The organism is Streptomyces sp. CA-179760 (assembly GCF_050937045.1).
Taxonomy (GTDB): domain Bacteria; phylum Actinomycetota; class Actinomycetes; order Streptomycetales; family Streptomycetaceae; genus Streptomyces.
This window is the reverse complement of sequence record NZ_JBNJLZ010000001.1, coordinates 1,279,230-1,304,684: the sequence shown is the minus strand read 5'-3', so window position 1 is coordinate 1,304,684 and position 25,455 is coordinate 1,279,230. Positions and strand designations below refer to the sequence as shown.

Genomic DNA, 25,455 nt, shown 5'->3' with positions numbered 1-25,455 from the left:
GGTCCGGACGTGCGCCGGCCGGTCCGCTCAGGCCGGCGCCGGCTCCGTCCGCGCGCGGGCCCTCTCCAAGCCGCGCACCAACGGCGGCGCGGCGAGCCCGAGCAGGGCGAAGAGCGCCGCGAGGACCAGCCAGCCGGTCCCCGCCGCACCGACGACCAGGGAGGCCATCAGCCACGGCCCGGCGAACTGCTGGAACCCGCGCCCCAGGGAGAACACCGCCTGGTACTCCCCCTGCCGGCCCGCCGGGGCGAGCCCGAAGGACAGGCCCCAGCTCGCCGACGCCTGGTACAGCTCGCCGAGGACGAGCACCAGCGCACCGCCCAGCAGGGCCGCACTGTCCAGAAGCGCGCCGTGCCCCCCGCTCACCGCGAAGACAAGGCAGGACGCCCCCAGCGCCCACCCCGCCCAGCGCAGCATACGGGCCGCTCCCGCCGGGGTACGCGCGCCCTTGCTGACCGCGACCTGGAACAACAGCACCAGGACGGTGTCCAGGATCAGCAGGCCCGACACCAGCAGTGCGGGCGCGTCGGTGCCGGTGACGATCCACAGCGGCAGACCGACCGTCAGCAGCGGGTGATACAGCTCCAGAGCGCCGCAGACCAGCGCGACCGCCACATAGCGCACGTCCCGCAGCGCGGCGCTGCGCAGCACCCCGCCCGGCGCCTCGGCGGCGGGGGAGCGGAGCCCGGCGCCCGCGGGCAGCCGCATCCCGAGCAGCACGGTGACGGAGACCAACTGGAGGGCGGCGTTGGCGAGGACCGTGGCGTACAGGGCGGTCGAGGTGCCGGCCGCGATGGCGGCTCCGGCCAGCGCGGCGCCGCCGAGGAAGCCCAGATTGAACAGGCTGCGCATCTGCGCGCTCACCCTGACCCGCTCCGTCTCGCCCACCAGCGCGTCGGTGAGCGACGCCTGGAGCGCGCCCGCCGAGGTCTCCAGGACCGCGATGGCGCAGGCGACCGCGAGGAAGGCGGCGAAGCCGTCCACCAGGCAGTAAGCGGTGAAGCCGACGGCCGCGAGCAGGAAGTTGACGGTGAGCACCCGGCCCGCGCCGAGCCGGTCCGCGAGTCGGCCGATGGGCACGGTGCAGAGCAGACCGCAGAGCCCGGCGACCGACAGGGCGAGGCCCACGCGCTGGGCGGGGATGCCGATGGTCCGGGTGAAGAACACGGCGCTGGAGGTGAGGAACACCCCGAGCCCCAAAGACTGGATGAGTGTGAGGACGCCGAGTCTGCGCGCGTTCCCGGCGGCCGGAAGGGTCTCCCGGAACCAGGCGCGCGGCACGGCGCCGTACCGGCGTGCCTCAGCCATGCGACCCAGCTCCCTCGGCCCGCTCGGTCCGCAGCCCGTACACCTCCATCGCGGTGTGCACGGCGGCCCGCACCCCCGCGGCGCTCCGCCCCCGGAACCGGAAGATGCCGCAGCCCTCGTCATAACTGCCGGGGCCGGTCATGATCTGCCCGATCGCGGGCAGTTCCTCGTGGTAGACCTCGGGGACGGCCGACCTGGGCGAGGTACGCGCGACGACCCGTCCGGGCAGCTCGCGCGGAGCGGGGTAGATGAGCCAGCCGCCGGCCCGGGGCCCGACCGGTTCGGACGGCTGCCACAGCGGGGGCAGGCCCAGGGCCGCCCGGAACGCCTCGGCGAACAGGTCGATGCCGTAGAGGTCGACGTGCAGGAACGGCACCTGCGCGCCGCCCGGCCGCAGCCCGACCTCCAGGAACACCAGCTCGCCTCCGGGACGTCGGATCGCCTCCAGGTGGAACGCGCCGTCGCGCAGCCCGAGCGCCCGCAGACAGCGGTCGGCGAACGTGGTGAGCTCGTCGCGGTCGGGGCCCGGGTCGAGCAGGACCGAGCCGAGCGGGCGGCCGTGTGCGTAGTCCAGGCAGGTGTGGACGTACTGGGAAGCGGTGACGAAGTGGAGGCGGCCGGAGCGGCGGACGCCGTCGACGTGGAAGATGTCCCCCTCGACGTACTCCTCGCACTCGTACGCCGCGGGGTCGACGCGGCCCAGCGCGTCGCGCAGTTCGTCGGCGCCGCGGACGACCGTGACTCCCTGGGAGCCCGCCTCGGCGCGCGGCTTGAGGACCAGGGGCAGACCGCCGAGGGCGTCGACGACCGCCTCCGCCGAGGGTGCGTCGTCGAGACGCAGGAACCGGGGAACTCGCAGTCCGGCCGCGCCCACCGCGCTCTTCATGGCGGGCTTGTCCTTGAACCGCTCGACGAGGCCGAGACCGTAGCCGCCGGGGACGCCGAGTGCGGCGGAGAGCCGGGCGGCTGTCAGGATGTCGTACTCGGACTGGCCGAAGACGGCCTCGGGCGTGCCGTGCCGGTCCGCGATCTCCCGTACGAGGGGCAGCAGGTCGTCGTGGGCGAGGCTGTCGCGCACATGGACCTCGGTCGCCCCGTCCTGGTCGAGCGCGGGCAGCCCGCCGGGCGTGGTGAGGTACACCGTCCGGCAGGGGTGGCCGTCGAGGAAACGGTGGTACTCGCCGAACTCGTCGCCTGAGCGGTTGAGGACGACGTACAGCGGTGTGGTCGGGTCGGTCACGCGTCCGCTCCCGGTCGCAGGGTGTCGGGCAGGCAGGCGTCCAGATCGGCGGCGCTCACCCGGCCGAAGCCGGGCGCGGGCCGGTCCCGGTGGGCCGGGGTCCTGGCGAGGAAGGCCGCCGCGCGAGGCTCCCCGGCGCCGCCGAGGCGGTGCCAGAGGAGCTCGGCGAGGTCCGGCATCACCGGGAACGCCAGCAGGGACAGGCCCTTGAGCCACCAGTAGGCGCCGTCCTCGGCCGCGTGGGCGACCGCGTCCTCGGCGCACCAGCGGTCGAGCGCCGCGACCGCGCGCCGGGTCGAGACACGGGCGGCGTCGAGCGCCGCGGACTGCTCGGCGAGCAGGGACTCCAGCAGGTCGGCGACGGCCGGGGCGGGCGCCTGCGGCGCCCCCTCGGGCAACCGGCTCCAGGCGGCGTCGATCCGCTTGCCGAGGCCGTCGGCGAGCGTGGCGTTCGCGGTCCGAAGGAAGTCCGCCGTCTCGAAGCTCGCCGCCCCGGACTCCAGATCGGCCCCGGCGAGGTGGTACCGGACGGTGTCCACGCCGATGGCGGGCGACGCGGCGATGTCCGCCGCCCAGATGGCGTGCCGGGCGCTGGTGGAGAACTTTCGCCCGGCCAGCCGGTAGAAGTGGTTGATCAGGCACCGGTCGTACGGCTTCATGTCGCCGTGCAGCAGGCTGGTGCCGACGATCGAGACCAGGGTGGGGATCACGTTGTCGACCCCGAGGGTGGTGATCGTGGTGACCCCGGAGTCCGGGTCGAAGGCGTTCACGCCGGTGCCGGAGAGCCGGCCGTGGACGGCGCCGGCGAGGCGGGCGAACATGAAGATCCCGGCGTACGGGAAGAGAGCGCGCGGCACGTCCGGCTCCGCCGCGGGCAGCGGAAGTCCCCACGTCTGCGGGGCGCTCAGCCGTACGGCCAGGCCGTCGCGCTCCAGGAAGCGCGCCACGGTCGCCCGGTAGCGGTCGGCGACGCCCAGGTCCACGAGCGTGGCGTCCAGGAGGTCGCGGTCCGGCAGCCGCAGGAAGAGGCTGGAGATCTCCCGCCAGGTCAGCGGCCCCTCGTCGAGCAGGGGGCGCGGCTCGACGACCGACTCGGGCAGGAAGTGCGCACTGCACTCCTCGCAGAAGTAACTGGCGATGCCCGCACCGCACTCGGGGCAGCGGCCCTGGAGCCAGCCGCCCACCACCCAGCGGTCCGACGCCGCGCAGTGGGGCACGCGCTCGGTGCGCGTCAGCACCGCGCCCCGGGCCGTCAGCCGCTCCATCGAGGCGGCGACCTCCTGCTCGAACTGCTCTCGCCAGGGCTGCTGATCAGGGACGATGAACGCGTCGATGCCGATGCGCAGGGCCGCCAAGTCGTCCTGGATGCGCTGTCCGTAGCGGGCGGCGACCTCGCCGGGCGTGGAGTCCTCGGCGTGCGCCTTGAGCGCCACGTACGACTCGTACACATCGCTGCCGGTGATCACCAACGGCAGGTCGCCGCGGACCCGCAGATGACGCGCGATCATGTCCGACCACAGGAAGGGGCCGCCGATGTGGCCGAGGTGCAGGGGGCCGTTGGGCGTGGCCTCGGGCGGCACCAGGAGGTAGTGCCGGGGGGTGTGCGTGCCCCCGGTCAGCAGGCTCATGTTCGAGGTCTCCCGTCGAGCAGGTTCAGTGCGTCCTCGGCCATGGCCGGGGCGAGTCGATAACCGGAGCCGGAGCCGCCGATGGCCATGACCACGTCGTCGCCGCCGACCGTGTCCACGACCGGCAGATGGCCGGGGGTGAAGCAGTCGCTGAAGACCCGCCCGCCGAGCGGATGCGGCAGGAATCCCGGTACGTGCCGGGCGAGCAGGGCCCGGGCGAGTTCCCGGTCGCGGGCGTCGATGGCGAGCGGCTCGTCGGGGCCGCGGTCCCAGTCGGGCGAGGTGATGCTGAAGATCCAGTGGCCACCGGGGCGATGGGGCAGCAGGAAGGCGTCGGCGTCCTCCAGGACGAGTGCCGGGGCGAGGGGCGGGGGCGGCGTCATGATGTGGAACGCCACCACCTTCTTGACCCGGGCCCCGCACTCGCGGGCCGCCACCGCCACCGGGCCGTCGAGGGCCCAGGGGCCCGGCGCGAGGACGGCTTTGGCGGCGGTGATCCGGCTGCCGTCGGCGGCGACCAGTTCGACGTGCCCGCCCCTGCGGCGTACTTCGGTGACCCGGAAGCCCTCCAGGAGGGTGTTGTCCGGTCGGCCGAGGACCTCGTCGAGAAGCCGGTCCGTGAGCCATTGCGGCTGACCTGTCGTCATGGGAGCGGTAGCCAGAAGGACTTGGTCGTCGCCGTGGGCCAGCCCGGGGAACGTCCGGTCGAGCAGGGCCCGCTGCTCCCCGGTGACCGGGCGGGTGCGGCCGCCGTCCGCCATGGTCGCGTCGAGCGCGGCCGTGTTCTCGCGCGCCACCAGCCAGCAGACGTCGACCGGCGCGCGTCCGGTGTCGCCGAGTCCGGCGGCGAGCTCTTCGAAGAGCGCGGTGCTGCGGGCGGCCAGGGCGCGCTGGGCCGGGTTGTGCCCCGTGGGCGTGTCGAACCCGGCCGACAGACGGGTCGCGCCCGTCCCCCGTCCGGCGTGCGTGATCACGGCGACGCGGCGGCCCGGGTCCCGGCGCACGGCGTAGTACGCGGCGAGGGCGCCGACCGCGCCCGCGCCGACGACGGCCAGGTCGTAGTGGGGCGCCTCACCGGTCCCGGTGGTGCGCTCACTCATCGGTCGCCGACCACCAGAAGGAGTAGATGACCAGTTCCTCGCCCTGGTCGGCGAAGATCTCGTGAACGGCCTGCGAGGCGAAGCCCACCAGGGAGCCGGGCCCGACGAGCGACCGTTCGCCGTCCACGTCCAGGATGCCGGATCCGGCGTGGACCACCCAGATCTCCTGGACCGCGTGCTGGTCGGGCGAGCTGGTCCCGCCCGGCGGCACGGTGAAGCGGGCCGTCTTGAACGGCACGCGGGGGAAGACCGAACGGGCGAAGTCCGCCTCGGCGACGGTCACTCCGTCGGGTTCCACCTCGGTCGGGCCGAAGGGGACCAGGACGCCGACCGCCTCGGCCTGGAACTGTGCGACCTGACGAGCGGTCATACCGGATACCTCGTTTCACCGAGCACGCTGTTGAGGATGACCGCGCTGCGCCAGGCGAGCAGGCTGAGATTGGGATCGGCGACGCCCCAGGAATGCCGGGCGCCGTTCTGGAGGTAGATCCGGTTCTCCGCGGGCCCGTCCCACGCGACCGAGAAGTCGTCGCCGACGACGAGCATCCCGCTGTCCCGCCGCAGCCGGGAGTCCAGCGGAGCCATGAAGTCCGGCAACGCGTAGACGTATCCGGTGCTCAGGATCACGATGTCGGCGGCGACCACGGCGGGTGCGTCCGGGCCCGGGGACTCGACGACGAGCTTCCATTCGTCGGGGCCACCCTCGACCGCGGTGACCGCGCAGTCCGCCAGGAAGCGCAGCCTGCCGGGGTGGTCCTCGATGAACTCGTCGCGGTAGCTCAACCGGTAGATGTCCTGGAGGACTTGGAGGTCGATGCCGTCGCTGGTGTACCTCTGCCGCTCCAGGAGCCGGGCCTTGTGGTCGGCGGGCAGCGCGTGGAAGCGGCGTACGTAGTCGGGTGTGTAGAGGTCGTTGGCGAACGGCGAGTCGTCCATCGGCAGGAACGACGCGCGCCGGCTGACCCAGGTGATGCTCTCGGGGGCCGTGCCGGCCGCCAGGTGGCGCACGATCTCCGCGCCGCTCTGCCCGCCGCCGACCACGACGACCCGCCGCCCGGTCACCTCCGGGGCCCGCAGCAGGAACTCCCCGGAGTGGAAGACGGTGGGGCCGAGGAAGGGGCGGAACGGCTCGGGAACGGACGGGGCGAGCCCGGTGCCGAGCACAAGGTGACGTGCCGCCACTTCGTGCTCGCCGGTGCGGAGGTGGAAGGCCCCGTCGTGGAAGTCCACGCTGTGCACGTCCGCCCCGAAGGTCAGGCTCGGCAGCCGCCCGGCGACCCACTGGAGGTACTGGTTGAACTCGGCACGCAGGACGGCCGGGAAGTCCGCGGCCAGGAACCGGTAGAGCCGGCCCTCACTCGCGAGGAACGACAGGAACGAGAAGGGACTGGTCGGATCGACCAGCGTCACCAGGTCCTTGAGCAGCGAGACCTGGAGGGTGGCCTCGGGCAGCAGCAGTCCGGGGTGCCAGGAGAAGCTCTCACGGCGTTCCAGGTGGGCGCCGCGCAGCCCTTCGACGGGATGCGCGAGCGCGGCGAGGCTCATGTTCGCGGGGCCGACGCCGACGGCCGCGTAGTCGAGTATGTGTGCGTCCATGGTGGGCACCGCCGGGTCAGACCGGGACGACGAGGTCGCCGAGCGCCTGCCAGCGGTCCAGGGCGCCCTGCGGCGAGTCGGCGGTGAACAGGGCGTGGCCGAGGCGCGAGCGGCAGTCCTCGACGCCCGGGATGGTCTCGCCCGGTGCGAAGTACACGGCGGTCTCGGTGACTTCCGGCAGTGCCTCCAGCTCCGGCCACCCGGTGAGCTCCCGGTACGAGGAGCGGCCCGCGGCGGAGAAGAAGCGGATGCCGGCGCTCTCGGCCTGCGGCCGCGCGAAGGCACCGGCCGCCTCCAGGCCGACGCGGAGCGCGGTGGCGACGGCCACCCTGGGCAGGCTGACGCCGGTCACGAGCCGCAGCAGCTCCACGATCCGGTCGCCCGGCAGCCGGGCGCCGATCTCGATGAGCACCGGACCGTCGGCGCTCAGGCGCAGTTCGCAATGGAAGGGGCCGCTGGTGATGCCGACGGCGCGGACGACGTCGCCGACGTACGCCTCGACGTTCTTCAGGGTGGTGTCGTCGACGAGCGCAGGGGTGAGGTGGCCCAGCTCCACGAAGTCGGGCTCGGGACCGAGCAGCGTGCGGCTGAGGGCGACGACGGTGACCTCGCCGCTCTTGAGGACATAGCCGTCGGCGCTGAACTCGGGGCCCTGGACGTACTCCTCGACGAGCACCCGGTGCTCGTGCGGCTTGCCCATGTCGGGCTTCGGGTCGGTCACGAGCCGCTGGAACGCGGCGGTGAGCTGGTCGAGGTCGTCGGCGCGGCTGACGTGGATGCTGCCGGAGCAGGCGACCGGCTTCAGCACGCAGGGGAAGCCGACCCGTTCGGCCGCGGCGCGCAGTTCGGCGTCGGTGGTCGCCTGGGCGAAGCGCGGGGTGCGCAGCCCGGCGTCCGCCACGGCGGCTCGCATGACGCTCTTGTCCCGGACCCGGTCGACGGTCGCCACGGGCAGGCCGGGCAGGTCCAGTGCCGCGGCGACACGCGCGGTCGCCGTGACATAGATGTCGGAGCCCGGCAGCACCGCCTCGAACGGCTCGGCCCGGTGCAGTTCGAGCACGGCCGCTTCGAGGGCGGCCTGGTCGTTGGTCTCCACCATGAGCACCGAGTCGGCCGCCGCGCGCACGGCGTCGGAGAGCCGGCGGTCGCCGGAGTCGGCGGTGGCGACGACGACCCGCAGTCCCATTTCGGCGGCGACGCCGATCAGGGTGGCGCCTCCGGAGGAGGCGGGCTCGACCACGAGGACGCGGGCAGGACGAAGTGCATCTGTGTGCGGCAAAACGAAATCCCCCGGGGCAGCGCTGTTGGACCGGACTCGGATCGCGATCCTGGTCGTGATCTTTCTATCCGGGCGCCTTGGTCCCGGTCAACGGATCACCGCAAAATTGTCTGCGGGGGCGAACCTGAGCCGCATATTTTCCGGAATGAGAGCCCCATCGGCGCATGCTCCGCTCTCGGGAGTGACCGAACGCCTTCGTGGATCATGCCGTCGCCGCCGGTCGCCCGGCGGGGGCGGCCGACGACGACTCGCCGCCTCCCGGTACAGGTCGCAGGATCGCGTCATGGCTTCCGGTGCCGTGGCGTGCCGGGCGCCCATGGCCTGCGCGTGGACCAGCTCCTCGTCCGGGGTGAGCAGGTGCCGGCCCTGGCGCAGCCGCGTCGGGACCCGCTCGGCGTCGGCCGGCAGCGGCTGCGGCCGTGCGGCGCACTGCTTGATCCTTTCGAGGAGTGCGGTCGATTCCGTACCGTCCAGGAAGGCGTTGCGCTCCGCGTTGCCCCCGGGCCGGGCGGCAGCGTGGGCAGGATGACGGTCCCGCCGCGTGGCAACCACGCGCCCGGCTCCCGCCTTGTCGCGAAGTCGGCGAACTCCGCCGCGGCCGTCGTCCTCCGCAACGGCCGCGTCCTGCTGCAGCGCGCGACCGGGGAAAGCCAGGACTGCTACTTCCTTCCCGGCGGAGGTCAGAACCCCGGTGAGCCGCTCGACGCGACGGCCAGCCGCTGCGTCCAGAAGAAGCCCAGCTTCTTCCGCGAGTACGACACCAGCAGATTCTGGTTCAGTGGGGGCGCGTATGTCCAGGTCAGGGCCTTGTGCAAGGGCAGCGTCCATGAGGTCTGTGATTCCTGTGCGATAGATGGTGACACGGCTGGGCCCGTCGGAAGCCGTACCGGCGGGGCCTCCGCGCGGAGCCGTGAGACGCCGGAGCCGCACCGGATCGCTCCGGCGCGGCCTCCGGGTGAGGTCGGTTGTGCTCGCACGGGTGGTTCCCGGGAGTCGTGCGGGAACGCCTGCCCGAGCAGCCGACCCGTGGCAGGAAGGCACTCTGCGGTGCGAAATACTGTCCCGATGGGTTCACGCACTTCCCCGGTCAGTCAGCCGATCACGATACGGAGGGCCGTCGCGCGGGATGCCAAGCGGCTCACGCGGCTCGTGCGTGGCTCGGGCGCCTACGAGGGTAAGTACGCATCCGCAGTCGCGGGCTACCGGGTCGGTCCTGATTACATCGAGGCCCACCGCGCCTTCGTAGCAGTGGGGGCCGACGAGCATGGCGGCCGGGTCCTCGGGTTCTACTCCCTCGTCCTCGCACCACCGGAGCTCGACCTGCTGTTCGTCGCCGACGAAGCGCAAGGACGGGGTATCGGACGACGGCTCGTCGCGCACATGCGGTCCGAGGCGCGTGCCGCCGGGCTCGACCGTGTCAAGGTCGTGTCGCATCTTCCCGCCGAGGGCTTCTACCACCGCGCCGGCGCAGTGCGGACCGGGACCGCGTTTGCGAACCCGCCCGCCGTGCCCTGGGACCGCCCCGAGTTCGAGTTCCGCATTCCTTCGGAATGACGCGGTGCAGGTTCGCAGCGCACCGGCTTCGCCTGCATGGTGGCTGGCATGCGGGAGCCGCTGGACGCCGCGCGCTGCCGGGTGTGCCGTCGTCCCTGCCCTGGCGGGGAGATCGCCTGCGATAGTCGCCGCCACCGGCGACTCCCGCAGCACTGGTCAACCGTTTCCAGCCCATGATCAATATCTGACCGGACCGACGCGCGCTCGGGCTACAGCGTGCCTACGGCCCGGGGGCTCTGCCCGTTCCCCCACACTGTGCGCCAGGCGGCGGAGATGGGGTGCCATGCCTTCCCATGCGTCGGAGGGCGGATTGTCACCCCACGCAGGTGCAGGGTGCGGGCTTGGTGGTGGCACAGTCCACCGGGGACTTCGCCGTGCACAGCCCTCGGGATGCAGTCCTGTCCCCACCGTCGGCGCAGTGGAAAGATCTCATTGGGCCTGTTTCATGCGGAACCCGGGGCCGGGGATGCTATCGACGTCGTCGGCCTGGACGGGGTGGCCTTCTGAGCAGCGGATCTGAGTGTGGACGTGGGCGCCGCATCCGCGGTGCCGTGTCAGCACGGCCGGTCCTTCCGGGTCTGCGCGGTAACGGTCACCCCACTGCAGGAGCCCCATCACGGCGGGCACCAGGTCCATGCCCTTGGGTGTGATCACGTACTTGGGCCGGCTGCGCGCGCCGGGTTCCTTGTAGGTCTCGGTGGCCAGGATCCCTTCCTCCACGAGCATGCGAAGCCGGGTGGCGAGGAGGTTGCGGGGACAGCCCAGGACGCGTTCGAAGTCACTGAAGCGGGACGAGCCGTACCAGACCTCGCGCAGGATCAAAATCGTCCACTTTTCGCCCACGATCTCAAGGGTCCGGGCGATCGAGCAGTTCGACGTGTCCCGGTCGAGTCGTGGATCCAAGCCGGTGTCTGTCAGTGCCTCGCTCAATGCATCCATGTGGTGATACTAACCGCATCTGAGTTTACTTTTCTATACTCAGCGCGTAGCGTCATCACCAGCACACCGACCTCGCCGCGCACCGAACACGGGCGCGACCCCCTCGCAAGGAGCGCCACCATGGCAGTCAGCCGGCAAGCACACGAGTTCGCGGAGTTCCTCGCCGGCGTGAGCGCGAAGGCGTCCACGCCGGGTCTCGACCTGGCCGTGGTCCGCGACATCGTCGACTCCAACCACAAGGCCTCCACCGAGCCGGAAGGCGTCTCCTACGCCGAGGTCGACGCAGGCGGCGTACCCGCCCTGTGGGCCATCCCCGAAGGCGCCGACCCCGACAAGGCACTGCTCCACTTCCACTTCGGCGGCTCGGTCACCGCGTCCATGCACTCCGACCGCAAGGCCGCCGGCCACATCGCCAAGGCAGCCGGCGCCCGCTCCCTCGTCGTCGACTTCCGCCTCGCCCCCGAACACCCCTACCCTGCTCAGCTCGACGACGCCGAGACCGCCTACCGCTGGCTGCTCTCGCAGGGCTACGAGCCCCGCAACATCGGCAGCACCGGCCACTCCATCGGCGGCACCCTCGCCGTCCTGCTTCCCCTGCGCCTCCTCGCCAACGGCGAGGCCGCCCCCGGCGCCATCGTCAGCGTCTCCCCCTGGACGGACCTCACCATCCAGAACCCCTCGGTCGACGAGAACGAGGACAACGACAAGATGCTCAGCAGGGCCACGCTCGAACTCTTCCGGGCCGCCTGGCTGCAGGAGCCCGGCGTTGACCTCACCGACCCCCGCATCAGCCTCGTCAACGCCGACCTCACCGGCCTGCCGCCCACCACTGTCCACTACGGCGAGTACGAAACCCTCGCCGACGACGGCGCCGACCTCGGCCGCCGACTCGTGGACTTCAAGGTCACCTCCGAAGTCCACGCCATGCCGGAAGGGCAGCACTCCTTCATCCTCGGGGCGGGGCGCGTACCCGAGGTGGACCAGGCGATCCAGCAGATGGGTCAGTGGCTCCGTCGGCACCTCGGCAACTGAACGCACCAGCTGCCCGAACAAACGCACCCACCGTGAAGAAGCCCCCGAAGAAGATCACGCAGAAGGCTGACTGACATGAAGGCATTCGTCGTCGAGAAGTACGGCAAGGACGGCGCACGCGCCGCAGAGCTACCCGAGCCCACCATCGGGGACCGTGACGTGCTGGTCAGAGTGAGCGCCACCAGCGTCAACCCGCTGGACAAGATGGTCCGCAACGGGGAGTTCAAGCAGCTCCTGAAGTACAAAACTCCGTTCGTGCTCGGCCACGACGTGGCCGGCGTGGTGACTCGGATCGGCTCCGCCGTACGCGGCCTCGAGGTCGGCGACGAGGTCTACGCCCGCCCGCGCGACCTGCGGATCGGAGGCTTCGCGGAGTTCATCGCGATCGACCAGGACGACGTCGCACTCAAACCGGCCTCGCTGACCCACCAGGAGGCGGCCGCGGTGCCGCTGGTGGCCCTGGCTGCCTGGCAGGTTCTCGTCGACCGTGCCGCTGTGAAGCCGGGCCAGAAGGTACTCGTCCACGCCGGTGCCGGCGGCCTCGGATCCACGGTCATCCAACTCGCCAAGCACCTCGGCGCCACCGTGGCGACGACCTCCGGCACCGATTCCGAGACATTGGTCAGGAGCCTCGGCGCCGACGCCGTCGTCGACTACACCAAGGAAGACTTCTCGAAGGTGCTCTCCGGCTACGACCTGGTCCTGGACTCCGTGGGCGGGGCGAACCTGACGAAGTCGCTGACCGTGCTGAAGCCCGGCGGCCTGGCCATCAGCGTCGTCGGTCCGCCGGACGCCGGGTTCGCCAAGCAGCTCGGCGCCCCCTCGTTCATGGGCTTGGTGATGAACACCCTCAGCCGCAAGATCCGCAAGCAGGCCAAGTCGCTGGGCGTCCGCTACCAGTTCTTCTTCATGCAGGCCAACGGCTCCCAGCTACGCAAGCTTGCCGCGCTCTACGACAGCGGGAAGCTCCGCCCGGTCATCGATCGGACCTTCCCTTTCGACCAGACGCTCGAGGCGATGGCATACGTCGAGCAGGGCCGCACCAAGGCCGGCAAAGTCGTGGTGTCCATGGTGCCCGACAACGATTGAGAGTGCCGAGTCGGGTCGCTACCCGGACGGCGACCGAACCGCCGCTTGTGCGGCCGGAGTCGGCAAGCAAGGCGTTCGCCGCCTGTCGGGCAGCCAACGGGCTGCGCACTCCGGCGAACAGCGGCGGACGCTCCGTTCGCCGACTGCCACGGCTGGTCTCTCCCGGACATGTGGCAGGACGGTATACCGGCGACCATGGGCCTGGTGCGCTGGTCGCCGTGAGTGAGCGCAAGCCCTGCAAGACCGACCTGTCCGACACTCAGTGGGCGCTGGTTCGAGCCGGTGATCGCCGCGGGGCAGGCCGCGCACCCGTCGGCCCGGCGGCTATCAGAGCCGGTACGCGATGCGGGAGATCGTCAACGCGTGTGTCTACCAGGGCCGCACCGGCTGCCGGTGAGACCTGCTCTCGCACGGCTTTCCCTTCGCCCGGCGCGGAGTTCTGACCGGGGCCGGGGCCTGGGCTGTTCAGGCTGCTGTTCGCGCGAACTTGAGGGTGGCAGTGATCGTGGCGTGGCCGCGGATCATGCCGAGCAGGTTCCAGTCCATGCCGAACTGTGCGCGGTCCACGGGGAATTCGGCGTCCAGGGTGAGCGCGTCGGTGTCGGCCCCCGCCAGGTGGGCGGTGAGGGAGAGCGGCCTGCTGATGCCCCGGATGGTCAGCTGCCCGATGACCTGGACCGTCTGGTCGGCGAGGAGTCCGGCGCTGCGAAATCAATACTGAGAGTGCCTGTCGTGCTCGGCTGGGCGGCGCCAACGGTGCTCGACTCACTCTGACCGTCGCGGTGCCGGAGCGCCAGGTGTATTGAGCCCGCAGCGGTTGCTCTCACGGCTGATGGGGGGCGGTCGCAGAGTGCGGTGTGGCAGCGGTGGTGGTCGTAGGTGTGCAGGAAGTCTGCCAGGGCGGCGGTGCGTTCGGTGCGGGTGGTGTGGGGCCGCTGGTAGGCGGTAGGCCCACTGGTCGAGCAGGGTGCGGTTTGTAGCGGTTCGACCTTGCCGATGGTCTGGGGCCGGTAGGCGCGGGTGGGCGAGCGACTGTTGTCGGCGAAGCGCACCCGGCGGGACTCGGTCAGCTGGCGCGGCTCTCGGTACGTATCCCCATAGATCCGATGTATGCAGTTGGCTATAGCGAGCGGGCGCTCCCTCGGACTGTCCTGAACGCGCTTTAGAAGTCATCTCATCTGGCTGGGTAATTTGCCCGTCGTGGTGGGGATCGTGGAGCGGCTGGTGCCGGACGAGTTGTGGGAGCTGTTCCAGCGGGGGAGCTGACGGGTCCGAATCCTGTGGACCGGGGCAAGTACGGCTCAAAGATCCACTCTATCCGGCCGGGGCATCCGGCATCGCATCCCCCGCAAGGGCGTCGAGTCCTCGCAACGACTCGGCCGCCACCGCTGGACCATCGAACGCACCATGGCCTGGCTCGCCGGATGCCGGCGCCTGCACCGCCGCTACGAACGCAAAGCAGACCACTTCCTTGCCTTCACCAGCATCGCCTGCACCCTGATCTGCTACCGCACACTCGCCAAATGAGATGACTTCTTAGCTCCATTTGTAGTTGACCTTGCCTCACCTCTAGACATGACCACCGTCGGGATCCTTAAATTCATCCGATGTCTCCTCTCGGGGAGCGAGTACGGAATCAGGCGCCCCCCCTGTCCCCGCCGCCTTGCCCTACCCACGGAGTCCCGCCATGTCCTCAGCCCGCCTCAGCAGACGCTCACTGATGAAGGCCGCCGCCCTCGCCGGAGGAATGTCCGCCGTCGGCCTGCCGCAGGTCCTGTGGCCCTCCACCGCCGAGGCGTATACGGTCCCCTCGAAGATGGACTGGTGGTACCAGGCCAGGTTCGGCATGTTCATCCACTTCGGGTCCTACTCGCAGCTCGGCCAGGGCGAGTGGGCGTTCGACAGCCAGCGGTGGAGCAAGGCGGACTACCAGAACCAGGTCACCCAGAAATTCGACCCGACCGCGTTCAACGCCGCCGCCATAGCCGAACTGGCCAAGAACGCCGGCATGAAGTACCTCGTGATCACCGCCAAGCACCACGAGGGCTACGCGATGTGGAACTCCGATGTGGCGGGCTTCACCGACACTTCCGGCACGAAGCAGTACAACCTGCACGACTACAACGGCATCCAGAGCGACCCGCTCATGAACCTCAAGGCCGAGTGCGAGAACCGGGGGATCAAGTTCTGCCTGTACTACTCGATCCTCGACTGGAACCACCCGTCCCAGACCGACCGCCACCAGGGCGGTCTCACGACGATGTCCTCGCAGGCCGCCCGTACCGCCTACCTCGCCGACATGAAGGCGCAGCTCCAGGAGCTGCTGGACCGCTACGACCCGGCACTGCTGTGGTTCGACGGCGACTGGTTCGCCGAGCCCTCCAGTCCCACCCTGGAAGACTGGTGGCTCGAAGCGGACGGCATCGACCTCTACAACTGGCTGATCGCCCGCAAGCCCGGCCTCATCGTCAACGAACGGGTCAAGCGGGACCACGGTCTCGGCGACTACGCGGTCGCGGAGTTCGGGATACCCGGCGAACCGATGGGCCGGCCGTGGGAGCGGTGCGCCACCATGAACGGCGCCTGGGGTTACAACGCGGCTCTGGAGAACTCCTACCGATCCGTCAAGGACATCGTCCAGGAGCTCGTCACGGTGGTCTCCCGGGACGGCAACCTCCTGTTGAACATCGGTCCCAAGGGCGATGGCTCGGTCACGGCGGGAACGCAGACCGTCCTGAACGGCCTGGCCTCATGGATGTCGACGTACAGCGACAGCGTTCACGGCACCAGCGGCAGCCCGTTCGCCACCGAACCCGCGTGGGGAAAGGTCACCAGGAAGAGCGGCAAGCTCTTCGCCCATGTCTTCTCCTGGCCCACGAACGGCCGGCTCCGGATTCCGTTGGTCGACAACACGATCAGCCGCGTCTACCTGCTGAACAACCCCTCGGTGTCGCTCCCTTACACCGTGACCGACCAGATCGACGTCAGCGTGCCGGCCACCGCGCCGAACGCGAACGCCTCGGTGGTGTGTGTCGAGGTCCAGGGCATGCCCGTGAGGGCTTGCGCCATGGTGTTCCGGAACGTCGGCTACGACGCCGGTCGCGCCGTCCTGCCGCTGGGCAGTTACACCTCTTCCCAGCTGTCCGCCGCCGGGCTGGCGCCCGCCACGGCCTCGTCCGTCCTGGTGCCCGACGGCTTCCAGGTGACGGGCTACTCCGGCGACAACTTCACCGGCACCGCCTGGACGTTCACCGCGAACACCCCCGACCTTCGGTCGACCGGCAACAACGACGCGATCAGGTCACTGAAGGTGACGTTCAGGCCCGACAAGTACTACCGCCTGACCAACGTCACGAACCACTTGGTCTTGGACAGCGGCGGCAATGTCCCCAGCGGATCGATCCTTAAGCAGTGGGAGGCAGTAGTCCACGCGAACCTCCAGTGGCAGGCGATCGAACTCGGCAACGGCTACTACAGGCTCGTCAACCGCACCAACGGCATGGCCGCCGACGGATGGGGCGCCACCAGCAACGGCGAGCCGGCCCGGCAGAAGGCCTGGGACGGCAGCAACACCCAGCAGTGGCAGATCACCCACCGCGGCCAAGGCCAGTACTCGATCGCCAACCGAAGCACGGGACTGGTCCTCGACGGCGGCGGACTGGTCGCAGAAGGTGCCGCGACCAAGCAGTGGACGTGGCAGCAGAGCACCAACCTGCTGTGGACGTTCGGCCCGTTCGCCTGACCGGCGCGCCACCCTGGTGCCAACCCGCGGCCTTCGCCTGCGGGTTGGCACGGGCCGGTAGCTCGCGGGGCGGCACGGGGCACCGCACCCCATGGGCACTGCTGACGTTCCCCACTCCTTCCGGCTTGCCGAGAACCCGCTCGCCCTACGGCCGGGTTCCGTCGCCGAGTGGTTGTCCGGGCACACGGTGCCCGGGGGAGCGGCCCTACGAGGCCGGGCCGTAGGCGTGGACCATCCGCACCCGGGCCAACCACCCGTACACCGCGCTGACACGGCGGCCTCGACCGGGGCCGCGATACCGGTGCGCTCCCTCTCAGTGGGTCAGCAGACCGAACCGTCGATGAAGGCCGCTCGGATCGATCCGACGTGGGAGCCGAGCAGTCCCAGGGACTCTGCTGTCCTGCCGTCGGCGACGAAGTCTCGTCCGCACAGGGTGTTGCTCAGGGTGATGAAGGAGTCGGTCAGGGGCATAGCGAGGCCGATCTGGGCGGCCAGTGAGCTCCAGATGACCAGTCCGAAGGGGATGTCCTCGGTGAAGTAGCGGTGGTTGACCGAGTCGGGTTCGGGGAATGCCTGGCGGCCGTAGCCCTGCGCGATGCGTTCGACGAGGGTGCCTTCGGTGACGCCGTAGGCGCTGGAGAGGAAGTCCCAGAAGCTGGTCGCCTCCACTCCGAGTGCGTGGGCCAGGCTGAGGCGTTCGCGGTCGAGTGCGTCGATGACCTCGGCGATGCGGGGTGTCACGAGGGTGTGTTGCGGGTGGCAGGCGGCCTCCTCGACCGTCTTGAAGTTCAGCACGGCCGGCGGCACGTGGTAGATGGGGTTGCAGTTGAAGAGTCCGACGGACAGAGCGTCCCCGCCCGACACGTACCGCTGGCCGAAGTACGTCCGCAGTATCGCCAGGGCCTCGGGGGTGTCCGTGCTGGGTACGGCGGCCAGGGGGACGGAGTTCTTGATCGCCCCGATGTAGACGTGGGCGGGCTCGCGCAGGCGGCAGGTGTAGAGGCTGGTCGGTGTTTCCGCTATGAGGCAGCGCTTGCGGCCGGCGAGCGCGAACATGCGGGCGAGTTCGACGCCGCTGCCCAGCACCCCGGGCTGTATCAGGACGAGCTGGGAGGGTTCCAGGATCGCCGCGAGTTCCTTCGAGATGAAGGCATGCGCGAAGGCCGGCGCGGCCACGACGACGACCTGCGCTCCGTCGACGGCTTCCTTCAGGTCGGTGGTGAGCAGGGACGGCCTGCCGTGGCCCTCCACCTCGCCGACCAGGTCGATGCCGCCGCCATTGGCCCTGATCGGTTCGAGATCGTGGCCCCACCTGTCGAAGAGCCGTACGTCGTGGCCCTGGAGCGACATATGGCCGGCGATGGCCTGGCCGACGTTTCCGGCGCCGATGATGGCGATGCTACCCATGTGAGGGGTTCTCTCTTTCTGTTCTGGTCTGCGAGCTGGCCTCGGTTTTGCCGAGGATCGAGATTGCGTAGGGGCTGCTGAGGCGGTGAGTACCGCCCTGGGGTCGTCGGGCGCCGGCTGCTCGCAGGGGGCTGTGGGCAGCCGGCCCGCCGGGCTCATCTGATGGGCACGCCTGGTCCGAGGGGGATTCCGAGCGTGTACCAGAGGGCGAAGAAGGCCGACCAGGAGATGAGCACCGTGAGTCCGATGGGGACCGTGAAGGACAGCACGGTGCCGATGCCGGCGCCCCTGCGGAACTGCTGGACGAATCCCAGGGCCAGGACGAACCAGGCGTTCATCGGGGTGGGGTTGGTCACCGAGTCGCCGATCGCGAAGGCGACCATGGCGGCCTGCGGGGCGAGCCCGATGTACATGGCGAGGGGGATGATCACGGGGGCGAGGATGGACCACATGGCCGAGCCGCTGCTGATGATGATGTTGAGGCCGCTGATGGCCACGGCCAGCACCAGCAGGAGCACGAGGTGGGGCGCGTCCAGCGATTTCAGGAGCTCGGCGCCTTCGACGGTGATCACGGAGCCGATGCCGGTCCAGGTGAAGTAGGCGAGGAACTGCGCGACCGCGAAGAAGAGGACGATCACGGGGGCGATGGACCGGATGCCGTCGGCCATGACGGACGGGACGGACGACAGGGTGGGGATCGTGCCCATCTGCCTGCCGTACACGATCCCGAGGAGCGCGAACAGCAGCGAGATGAACACCGCGATGTTCGCGACGACCACGGACTGGACGATGCTGCCGCCCTCACCGAGGAACGGGGATCCCGGCAACAGCAGCGCGGCCACTGCAAGGACGTAGACCACGAGCACCGCGGCGGACACCTTCATGGCCCGCTTCTCGACGGCCGTGAGCGCGATCGTGTTCGGGGCGCCGGTGTGTTCGCCGGTGTCCGGGTGCCCTGCGTTGAAGATCTTGTCGGCGGCTGCCTCGTCCTCGGGGTTCGGCGTGAACTCCGGCCGCTTCGCCAGGAACAGGTCGACGGTGAGGGCGATGACGGCGGCGAGGAACACCGAGGACGCCGCGGTGAAGAAGTAGGTGGCGACCGGGGTGATGACGTAGTGAGGGTCGACGGTGTGTGCGGCCGCGGTCGCCAGCGAGGAACGAATGGCGTCGGACGGTGTCACAAGCGGGCTGGCGTTGAACCCGATCGCCGTCGACGCGTAGGCGACCAGCAGGCCCAGCAGAGGGCTGCGTCCCGCGCTCCGATAGGCCAGCGCGCCCAGCGGGATCATCACGATGTAGGCCGAGTCGCTCATGACGTGCGCGGTCATGGCACTCAACGCGATGGAGAAGGTCAGCCAGCGGCTGGGCATCCGGCCGATCGTGACGCGCAGGAGAGCGGTGAGCAGGCCGCTGCGCTGCGTGACGCTGACGCCGAGCAGAACCATCACAAGGACCGCCAGGGGCGGAAACCCGGCGAAGTTGTCCAGGGCGGACTCGGCCGCGAACTTGGCCCCAGCGGTAGAGAGCAGGTTCTTCACCGTGACGGCGTCGCCCGTCGAGGGCAGCGTGACGGACACGTGGGCTGCGGCCAGCACCGCGCTCGTCACAGCGAGGACCGCTGCCAGAATCCAGAAGAGCCAGAACGGATGAGGGAGTTTGTTTCCCGCTCGCTCGATGGCGCTGAGCACCCGGAACAGTCGTTTATCGGAACCGTCGGCGACCGGTCTGCTGCTCGCAGTTTGGGTCATCTCAGAGGCCTTTCGAGTCGATAGCTGGAGCGGTGAGGGCAATGGCGATGGTCCTTCCGACTCGCGCGTTGGACGGTGCAGGTGCATCCGTGCGGCGAGGGCCGGCTCGGTGGACGACGAATCGCCTGGACGATCGGGGCGGAGATCTGCCGTGTGAAACCGCGTCCGGGGAATGTGGACGCGACTGGGCGCTGAGTGGGCCGGGCGGCGCGACGGCCAGGCAGGTTCATCGGGGAGAGCTGATTGGTGAAGGCACCCATCTGACCTACTGTGGGAGCTCAAGCAGATGGGCATGATCGGCCGAGGCCGTGCGGGCACACTGTGGAGGCTTGCTTTAGAAAAGCGCTGGCCGAAGTGGCGCTGCGCGATCTCGATCGCGGGCCCGCAATCGCACGGAAAGGCCATGGCTCCGCGCGAACAAAACCGCATGTTTGGTGAAGGGCTCGACGAGACCTTGGCAGACGGTGTGCTGCGTAGCCTCGGTGAGCGGGCCCCGGTCGGGTCAACCGGCGGGTTTCAGGGGACTAGGAGCCCGGTGCGGGCTCAATAGTCTGTTCGAGATAGAACTCGATGAGGTCGGGGCGGGTGATGTCCCACCTCGCTTCGGCGAGTTTTCCGTCGATCAGCCAGGTCAGTCGGCGCAGCCGGATCACCGTCTGACCCTCGGGTACGCGCAGCTGTGCCGCGGTTGCGGCGTCGAGCGCGATGGGATCGATGTAGATGCGGGATTTGGCCGCGAGAATGCCCATGCGGGCGAAGTAGTCGTGCACCGTCAGGTGGCCGAGATCCTCCTCTTGCAGTCGCGGTGCCAATGAGAACGGGATGACGGAGAGCTCGACGGCGATCACGTTGTCGTCGACGTCGAACTTCAGCCGCCGCAGCTGATGCACAGGCGTGTCCTCGGCCACACCCGGCATCTCCAGGCCCGCATCGCGGGCCTGGACCACCGTCGCGGACTCCACCGCATGGCGCCCGAGGATCTTCGGCCCCGGCAGGGACGTGTTGACGAAGCGCAGCAGGTTCTCCTGCCGAGCTCCCTCGGTGACGAAGGTGCCCCGCCGCCGGTGGCGCTCCACCAGCCCAGCTTGCGCCAGCTCACTCAGCACTCGCTGCGCGGTCGCGCGACCGATCGAGTACAGCTCCTGGAGCTCGGCCTCCGTGGGAAGCCGGCTACCGGGAGGAAGTGTGCCAGAGCGGATCTGCTGCTCGTACTCGTTGCGGATCCGCAGGTATGCCGGGACTGCCATGGCCAGAAATGTAGACCCACCCAATTGACCGGTCAATAGCCGATTTTTGCAGTCAATTGTTCTCTGGTTACAGGGGCCCCACGCCGAACCGTTCGATGTGCACGCGGAGGAGACGTCCATGCGGGAGTGGGGCCGCGTCAATCCAGGAACGGTGCCTGACGGGTGAGTCCGGGGATTTGGTCCGTGACTGGTCCGGAAGAGCTGGTCAGGAGCGGTATACGTGTGGGAGATACTTGGGAGTTATGACTTGAACCGGGCTCCGTGTTGAAGGGGCTGAGCGCGAGGCGCCTGATTGGGTGCAAGCCCAGGTCAGGCGCCTTTTCGCATGCGTCTAGAAGAAGCCCAGCTTCTTCGGCGAGTACGACACCAGAAGATTCTTCGTCTGCTGGTAGTGGTCCAGCATCATCTTGTGCGTCTCCCGGCCGATCCCGGACTTTTTGTAGCCGCCGAACGCCGCGTGGGCCGGGTAGGCGTGGTAGCAGTTGGTCCACACGCGGCCCGCCTTGATCTCACGGCCCAGGCGGTAGGCCGTGTTGCCGTCGCGGGTCCAGACGCCGGCGCCGAGGCCGTAGAGGGTGTCGTTGGCCAGTTTGAGGGCCTCGTCGACGGAGTCGTAGGTCGTGACCGAGACGACCGGGCCGAAGATCTCCTCCTGGAAGATCCGCATGTCGTTGCTGCCGCGGAAGATGGTCGGCTCGATGTAGTAGCCGCCCTCGAGGCCGGGGACCGTGCGGGGGTTGCCGCCAGTGACGACCTCGGCGCCTTCCTTCCTGCCGATGTCGAGGTAGGAAAGGATCTTCTCGTACTGGTCGTTGCTCGCCTGCGCGCCGATCATGGTGTCCGGGTCCAGTGGGTCGCCGCCGACGATGGCCTGCGTGCGGGCGACGCAACGGGCCATGAAGTCCTCGTAGATGGAGGAGTGGATCAGGGCGCGGGACGGGCAGGTGCACACCTCGCCCTGGTTGAGGGCGAACATCACGAAGCCCTCGACGGCCTTGTCCAGGAAGTCGTCGTCCGCGTCCATGACGTCGGGCAGGAAGATGTTCGGGCTCTTGCCGCCCAGCTCCAGAGTGACCGGGATGATGTTCTCGCTCGCGTACTGCATGATCAGGCGGCCGGTCGTGGTCTCCCCGGTGAACGCCACCTTCGCCACGCGCGGGCTGGAGGCCAGCGGCTTGCCCGCCTCGACACCGAAGCCGTTGACCACGTTGACCACGCCCGGCGGGAGCAGGTCGGCGATCAGCTCGATGACGTAGAGCAGGCTGACCGGGGTCTGCTCGGCCGGTTTGATGACGACACAGTTGCCCGCGGCCAGTGCGGGGGCCAGCTTCCAAGTGGCCATCAGGATCGGGAAGTTCCAGGGGATGATCTGGCCGACCACGCCCAGCGGCTCGTGGAAGTGGTACGCGACCGTGTCGGCGTCGATCTCCGCGATGCTGCCCTCCTGCGCGCGGACGACACCGGCGAAGTACCGGAAGTGGTCGACGGCCAGCGGGATGTCGGCGGCCAGGGTCTCGCGGACCGGCTTGCCGTTCTCCCAGGTCTCGGCGACCGCGATCTTCTCCAGGTGTTCTTCCAAGCGGTCCGCGATCCTGTTGAGGATGCCCGCGCGTTCCGCGGTGGACGTGCGGCCCCACTTCTCGGCCGCCCGGTGCGCCGCGTCCAGGGCGAGGTCGACGTCGGCGGCGGAGGAGCGGGCCACCTCGCAGAAGACCTTGCCGGTCACGGGGCTCGGGTTCTCGAAGTAGCGGCCCTCGACCGGGGCGACGAAGTCACCGCCGATGAAGTTGTCGTAGCGCCGGGCGAAGCTGACGATGCTGCCGTCGGTTCCTGGCTGCGCGTACACCATGGCGGCTCTCCTCGGTGAAGGGCGGTGGCGGATGACGCCCTTCATGGTGCTCCCGGGAGGTTGGTGCGAGGTTGGCGCCGCGTCAGTCGCGCAGGGCCGTGGTCAGTCGGCCGGCCGCGATCGCGCGGCGGGGGTCGCGCGGCGCGAGGAGACGCAGTGCGTGCTCGTGGATCTCCGCGTCGTACGGGGCCCGTTCGCCGTAGCGCAGGGCGTGGTCCGGGCGGGTGCTCGCCAGTACGGCCTCGCGTACGGCCACTTCGAGGCGGGTGCGCCACTCCTCGATGCCGGGTGCCACGGAACGGGGAAGCAGGGGACCGCGGTAGCGGCGCAGGGCGGTGTCCGTGTCGCCCTGCTCCAGGGCGCGCAGGACGTCGGCGGCGTCGCAGGACACCGGGATCGTCAGGGCGTAGCGGCGGGGGCGATGCCGCCGCCGAGGGCGCGGCGCAGGTGGGAGATCTCCGCCTTGAAGGTGGACGCGGTGACCGGCCGGTCGCCGTACAGGGCGGCGCGCAGCCGGTCCGGGCAGAAGCCGCCGGGTTCGAGCGTGAGCAGCGTGAGGATCTCCAACTGGCGTGGGCGCAGGGAGAGTTGTCGACGATCCGGTACGGCGTGGACTGCTTGCTCGGCGCCCAGGCAGGTGAGCCGCAGCTGACTCGGCGGCTGGGGCAGCCGACCCGGGCGGACCTGGTCCGTGGCGAGGCGGGCCTCGATGGTGGACACCAGTGTCCGTACGGTGGACATGGCCAGGGGGTGCGAGCGGTCCCAGGTCGTGGACAGGTCCAGGACGCCGAGGACGCGGCCGTCCGGGCCGTGCACGGGGGCGCAGTAGCAGACCCAGCCGTGCAGCGCCGAGACCAGGTGCTCGGCTGAGAAGACGGAGCTGGGGCGGCCGGTGCGCAGGGCGAGGGACAGGGCGTTGGTGCCCATGGCCTGCTCGTCCCACCGGCCGCCCGGTGCGAAGTTGACCCGCTCGGCCTTGCGGCGCATGGTCGGGCCGCCGCAGGTCCACAGGATGGTGCCGGACTCGTCGGTGACCGCCGTGACGAAACCGGCGTCCTCGGCGATGCTGTGGAGTTCGCCGGCGAGCCCGGAGACCGGCCGGTACAGCGGTGAGGACGTCCAGCGCTGGTGCACCGGGCCGCCGTCGGTGACCGGGGCGCTGTCGCGGCCGGGGTCCACGCTGTCCAGCGAACGCGCCCAGGACTCGGTCACCTCGTGGCGCAGCGCCGCGCTGTCGTCCGGCCGCGTGCCGGGGACGACAGCGCCGCGCTGTCGTCCGGCCGCGTGCCGGGGACGCTCAGCCGCGGTACCCAGTGGGACCACTCATGCTCCAGCACGGCCCTGCGCTGCCGGAGGTCAGGGCGCTGTGACATGGCCTCTCCCTGCCGTCGTAGCCGTCGCACCGGTTCTCGGCGTGAGGTCAGTGTTACCGGATGCGCCGGGCCCGGTCGAGGAAACCGGCGGACCGGGGCCGGGGAGCCGTACGACTGACCGGGAAGTGCCCTGCTCTGAACGGGTGACCGCCTGACTGGATGTTTGTCCGGACCCCGCGTGCCGCCGTACGGGTGACGGGTTCACTCGACCCGACGGACGGGGTCCCGGCCGCGTACCACCGGCGCGCGGCGTCGCGTTGCCCTGGCATGGACAGCACTGCGACGGCGCGGCGCCCGCTCGGGAACGACGCCGCGCCCCGGCCGTACGCCGAACTCACCAGCGGATACTCGGGCCATCCGCCGATCTACGCGGCCCTGGTCGCCGAATGGGAGGCGAGGGGGCACACCGTCCCGGAGCACCGTGACGGCCAGTGGGTCTCCTTCGCCGCGCCGACCGAGAGCGAGACCTGGACCGCGGTCCCCGCGTGGAACACCGGCCCGCACCTGGGCCCGGTCGTCGTCCCCGGGAGCGCCCACCCGGCTGCCGTCCGGCACACAGGCCCGGTCGTCCCACCCGCAGTACATCCGGCCCAGAGCCGGTACGCAGGCATGGTCGCCTCATCCGGTCTTCGCCCGGCCGCCGATGGGCACTCAGGCGCCCCGGCCGCTCCTGCCGGCGCCCGCCCGGCCCCCGGCCGGCAACCACGCCCGGCCGATCCCCCCACCACCCGCCTCACCAGCCGTCAAGCGCCACCGGCTCCGCGCTGACCGGTGCCAGTACCGCGAGGGTGCCCGTGGCCTCGCGCAGGGCCGACTCGAGGGTGCCGGGGGCGTGCAGGGCGCCGGTGCCGTCCGGCGGGACGAGCCACTCCAGGCGGCCGGCGGGCCGGTACGGCGGCGGTACGGCGACCCAGGAACCACGGCCGACGTGCCGGACCCCGAAGCCGACCCACTCGCTGACGGGGTCGGGCGGCAGGAAGAAGCCCACTCTGCGCGCCGTGCAGTCCACCAGTGTGGGTCCGGGCACCTTCAGCGGGTCGCGCCACAGGTAGTCCAGGGCGAGCAGGCCGAGCCGGTCGGGAACGCTCAGCACGTCCCAGTACCTTCCGGCCTCCACGAGGACCGTGCCCGCGCCGTAGTCCCACTCACGCTTGCACTCCTGGGGGTCCGTGGCGGCCGCGGCGAGCCACTCGACGGCTTGCTTCCACATGACGCTCTGCATGGCCACCCCAGGCACAGTCGGCGCGCCCCGAAGGACGCACGCGGGACACGGGCCGGTGGCCCGCGGAGATCCGGGAGATCCGCGGTGCCGGCCCGGCCCCAG

The 25,455-nt window shown here is 70.2% G+C and carries 22 protein-coding genes and 3 pseudogenes; 6 read left to right on the top strand and 19 right to left on the bottom strand.

Annotated features, from left to right (window positions below):
• Positions 1–27: 27 nt before the first annotated feature.
• The 9 genes from ACQEV8_RS05700 to ACQEV8_RS05660 all read right to left on the bottom strand — a co-directional run bounded on the left by ACQEV8_RS05700 (position 28) and on the right by ACQEV8_RS05660 (position 8,966).
• Positions 28–1,308, bottom strand: a complete 1,281-nt coding sequence (locus tag ACQEV8_RS05700; protein WP_432957897.1) for an MFS transporter — start codon at positions 1,306–1,308, stop codon at positions 28–30.
• Positions 1,301–2,548 carry an ATP-grasp domain-containing protein gene (locus tag ACQEV8_RS05695; RefSeq protein WP_432957896.1) on the bottom strand — a complete coding sequence of 416 codons (1,248 nt, stop codon included), beginning with the start codon at positions 2,546–2,548 and terminating at the stop codon, positions 1,301–1,303. The genes ACQEV8_RS05700 and ACQEV8_RS05695 overlap by 8 nt, the downstream gene beginning before the upstream one ends.
• Positions 2,545–4,176 carry a class I tRNA ligase family protein gene (locus ACQEV8_RS05690; protein WP_432957894.1) on the bottom strand — a complete coding sequence of 544 codons (1,632 nt, stop codon included), beginning with the start codon at positions 4,174–4,176 and terminating at the stop codon, positions 2,545–2,547. The genes ACQEV8_RS05695 and ACQEV8_RS05690 overlap by 4 nt, the downstream gene beginning before the upstream one ends.
• Positions 4,173–5,276: an NAD(P)/FAD-dependent oxidoreductase gene (locus ACQEV8_RS05685; RefSeq protein WP_432957892.1), complete on the bottom strand. Its 1,104-nt coding sequence runs from the start codon at positions 5,274–5,276 to the stop codon at positions 4,173–4,175. Before ACQEV8_RS05685 ends, ACQEV8_RS05690 begins: the two co-directional genes overlap by 4 nt.
• Positions 5,269–5,646 (bottom strand): cupin domain-containing protein, encoded by a 378-nt coding sequence (locus ACQEV8_RS05680; RefSeq protein ID WP_432957890.1) that lies wholly within the window; start codon positions 5,644–5,646, stop codon positions 5,269–5,271. The genes ACQEV8_RS05685 and ACQEV8_RS05680 overlap by 8 nt, the downstream gene beginning before the upstream one ends.
• Entirely contained in the window at positions 5,643–6,872 is a 1,230-nt protein-coding gene (locus tag ACQEV8_RS05675; protein ID WP_432957888.1) for a lysine N(6)-hydroxylase/L-ornithine N(5)-oxygenase family protein, read from the bottom strand. Before ACQEV8_RS05675 ends, ACQEV8_RS05680 begins: the two co-directional genes overlap by 4 nt.
• A gap of 16 nt (positions 6,873–6,888) precedes the next feature.
• Complete coding sequence (locus ACQEV8_RS05670; protein WP_432957886.1) at positions 6,889–8,112, bottom strand: ATP-grasp domain-containing protein; 1,224 nt, start codon at positions 8,110–8,112, stop codon at positions 6,889–6,891.
• A gap of 126 nt (positions 8,113–8,238) precedes the next feature.
• Positions 8,239–8,703: a hypothetical protein gene (locus ACQEV8_RS05665; protein WP_432957884.1), complete on the bottom strand. Its 465-nt coding sequence runs from the start codon at positions 8,701–8,703 to the stop codon at positions 8,239–8,241.
• Between the two features lie 128 nt (positions 8,704–8,831).
• Complete coding sequence (locus tag ACQEV8_RS05660; RefSeq protein ID WP_432957882.1) at positions 8,832–8,966, bottom strand: hypothetical protein; 135 nt, start codon at positions 8,964–8,966, stop codon at positions 8,832–8,834.
• A 250-nt stretch (positions 8,967–9,216) separates the two neighbouring features.
• Here ACQEV8_RS05660 and ACQEV8_RS05655 point away from each other — a divergent pair, with 250 nt between their 5' ends.
• On the top strand, positions 9,217–9,705 hold the full coding sequence (locus ACQEV8_RS05655; protein ID WP_432957880.1) for a GNAT family N-acetyltransferase: 489 nt from the start codon (positions 9,217–9,219) through the stop codon (positions 9,703–9,705).
• 429 nt (positions 9,706–10,134) lie between these two features.
• On the opposite strand, the gene ACQEV8_RS05650 is transcribed toward ACQEV8_RS05655, so the two are convergent.
• Positions 10,135–10,644, bottom strand: a complete 510-nt coding sequence (locus tag ACQEV8_RS05650) for a winged helix-turn-helix transcriptional regulator (protein ID WP_432957878.1) — start codon at positions 10,642–10,644, stop codon at positions 10,135–10,137.
• 120 nt (positions 10,645–10,764) lie between these two features.
• Between ACQEV8_RS05650 and ACQEV8_RS05645 the strand changes: the two genes are divergently transcribed.
• The gene (locus ACQEV8_RS05645) at positions 10,765–11,676 is read left to right on the top strand and encodes an alpha/beta hydrolase fold domain-containing protein (protein ID WP_432957876.1); all 912 of its coding nucleotides are present in this window, start codon (positions 10,765–10,767) and stop codon (positions 11,674–11,676) included.
• A 75-nt stretch (positions 11,677–11,751) separates the two neighbouring features.
• Positions 11,752–12,765, top strand: a complete 1,014-nt coding sequence (locus ACQEV8_RS05640) for an NADP-dependent oxidoreductase (RefSeq protein WP_432957874.1) — start codon at positions 11,752–11,754, stop codon at positions 12,763–12,765.
• Between the two features lie 465 nt (positions 12,766–13,230).
• Here ACQEV8_RS05640 and ACQEV8_RS05635 read toward each other — a convergent pair.
• Positions 13,231–13,440 (bottom strand): annotated as a pseudogene (locus ACQEV8_RS05635) (YceI family protein); the annotation flags it as partial.
• Positions 13,441–13,598: 158 nt separating this feature from the next.
• A pseudogene (locus tag ACQEV8_RS05630) lies at positions 13,599–13,787 on the bottom strand (integrase core domain-containing protein); the annotation flags it as partial.
• Positions 13,788–14,094: 307 nt separating this feature from the next.
• Here ACQEV8_RS05630 and ACQEV8_RS05625 point away from each other — a divergent pair.
• Together ACQEV8_RS05625 and ACQEV8_RS05620 are read left to right on the top strand one after the other, a co-directional pair.
• Positions 14,095–14,292 (top strand): annotated as a pseudogene (locus ACQEV8_RS05625) (transposase); the annotation flags it as partial.
• A 160-nt stretch (positions 14,293–14,452) separates the two neighbouring features.
• On the top strand, positions 14,453–16,507 hold the full coding sequence (locus tag ACQEV8_RS05620; RefSeq protein ID WP_432957872.1) for an alpha-L-fucosidase: 2,055 nt from the start codon (positions 14,453–14,455) through the stop codon (positions 16,505–16,507).
• Positions 16,508–16,828: 321 nt separating this feature from the next.
• On the opposite strand, the gene ACQEV8_RS05615 is transcribed toward ACQEV8_RS05620, so the two are convergent.
• The 6 genes from ACQEV8_RS05615 to ACQEV8_RS05590 all read right to left on the bottom strand — a co-directional run bounded on the left by ACQEV8_RS05615 (position 16,829) and on the right by ACQEV8_RS05590 (position 24,081).
• The gene (locus ACQEV8_RS05615) at positions 16,829–17,914 is read right to left on the bottom strand and encodes an NAD/NADP octopine/nopaline dehydrogenase family protein (RefSeq protein WP_432957870.1); all 1,086 of its coding nucleotides are present in this window, start codon (positions 17,912–17,914) and stop codon (positions 16,829–16,831) included.
• Positions 17,915–18,069: 155 nt separating this feature from the next.
• Positions 18,070–19,662, bottom strand: coding sequence for an AbgT family transporter (locus ACQEV8_RS05610; protein ID WP_432957868.1), 1,593 nt, complete (start codon positions 19,660–19,662; stop codon positions 18,070–18,072).
• Positions 19,663–20,186: 524 nt separating this feature from the next.
• Entirely contained in the window at positions 20,187–20,909 is a 723-nt protein-coding gene (locus tag ACQEV8_RS05605; protein ID WP_432957866.1) for a GntR family transcriptional regulator, read from the bottom strand.
• Positions 20,910–21,240: 331 nt separating this feature from the next.
• Positions 21,241–22,758 (bottom strand): aldehyde dehydrogenase, encoded by a 1,518-nt coding sequence (adh, locus tag ACQEV8_RS05600; protein WP_432957864.1) that lies wholly within the window; start codon positions 22,756–22,758, stop codon positions 21,241–21,243.
• An 82-nt stretch (positions 22,759–22,840) separates the two neighbouring features.
• Entirely contained in the window at positions 22,841–23,149 is a 309-nt protein-coding gene (locus ACQEV8_RS05595) for a hypothetical protein (RefSeq protein ID WP_432957862.1), read from the bottom strand.
• A gap of 8 nt (positions 23,150–23,157) precedes the next feature.
• Positions 23,158–24,081, bottom strand: coding sequence for a GAF domain-containing protein (locus tag ACQEV8_RS05590; RefSeq protein WP_432957859.1), 924 nt, complete (start codon positions 24,079–24,081; stop codon positions 23,158–23,160).
• 317 nt (positions 24,082–24,398) lie between these two features.
• Here ACQEV8_RS05590 and ACQEV8_RS05585 point away from each other — a divergent pair, with 317 nt between their 5' ends.
• The gene (locus ACQEV8_RS05585) at positions 24,399–24,899 is read left to right on the top strand and encodes a hypothetical protein (protein ID WP_432957856.1); all 501 of its coding nucleotides are present in this window, start codon (positions 24,399–24,401) and stop codon (positions 24,897–24,899) included.
• Here the strand turns inward: ACQEV8_RS05585 and ACQEV8_RS05580 are convergent.
• Positions 24,865–25,353 carry a hypothetical protein gene (locus ACQEV8_RS05580; protein ID WP_432972452.1) on the bottom strand — a complete coding sequence of 163 codons (489 nt, stop codon included), beginning with the start codon at positions 25,351–25,353 and terminating at the stop codon, positions 24,865–24,867. The two genes, ACQEV8_RS05585 and ACQEV8_RS05580, sit on opposite strands and share 35 nt — an antisense overlap.
• Positions 25,354–25,455: the final 102 nt, after the last annotated feature.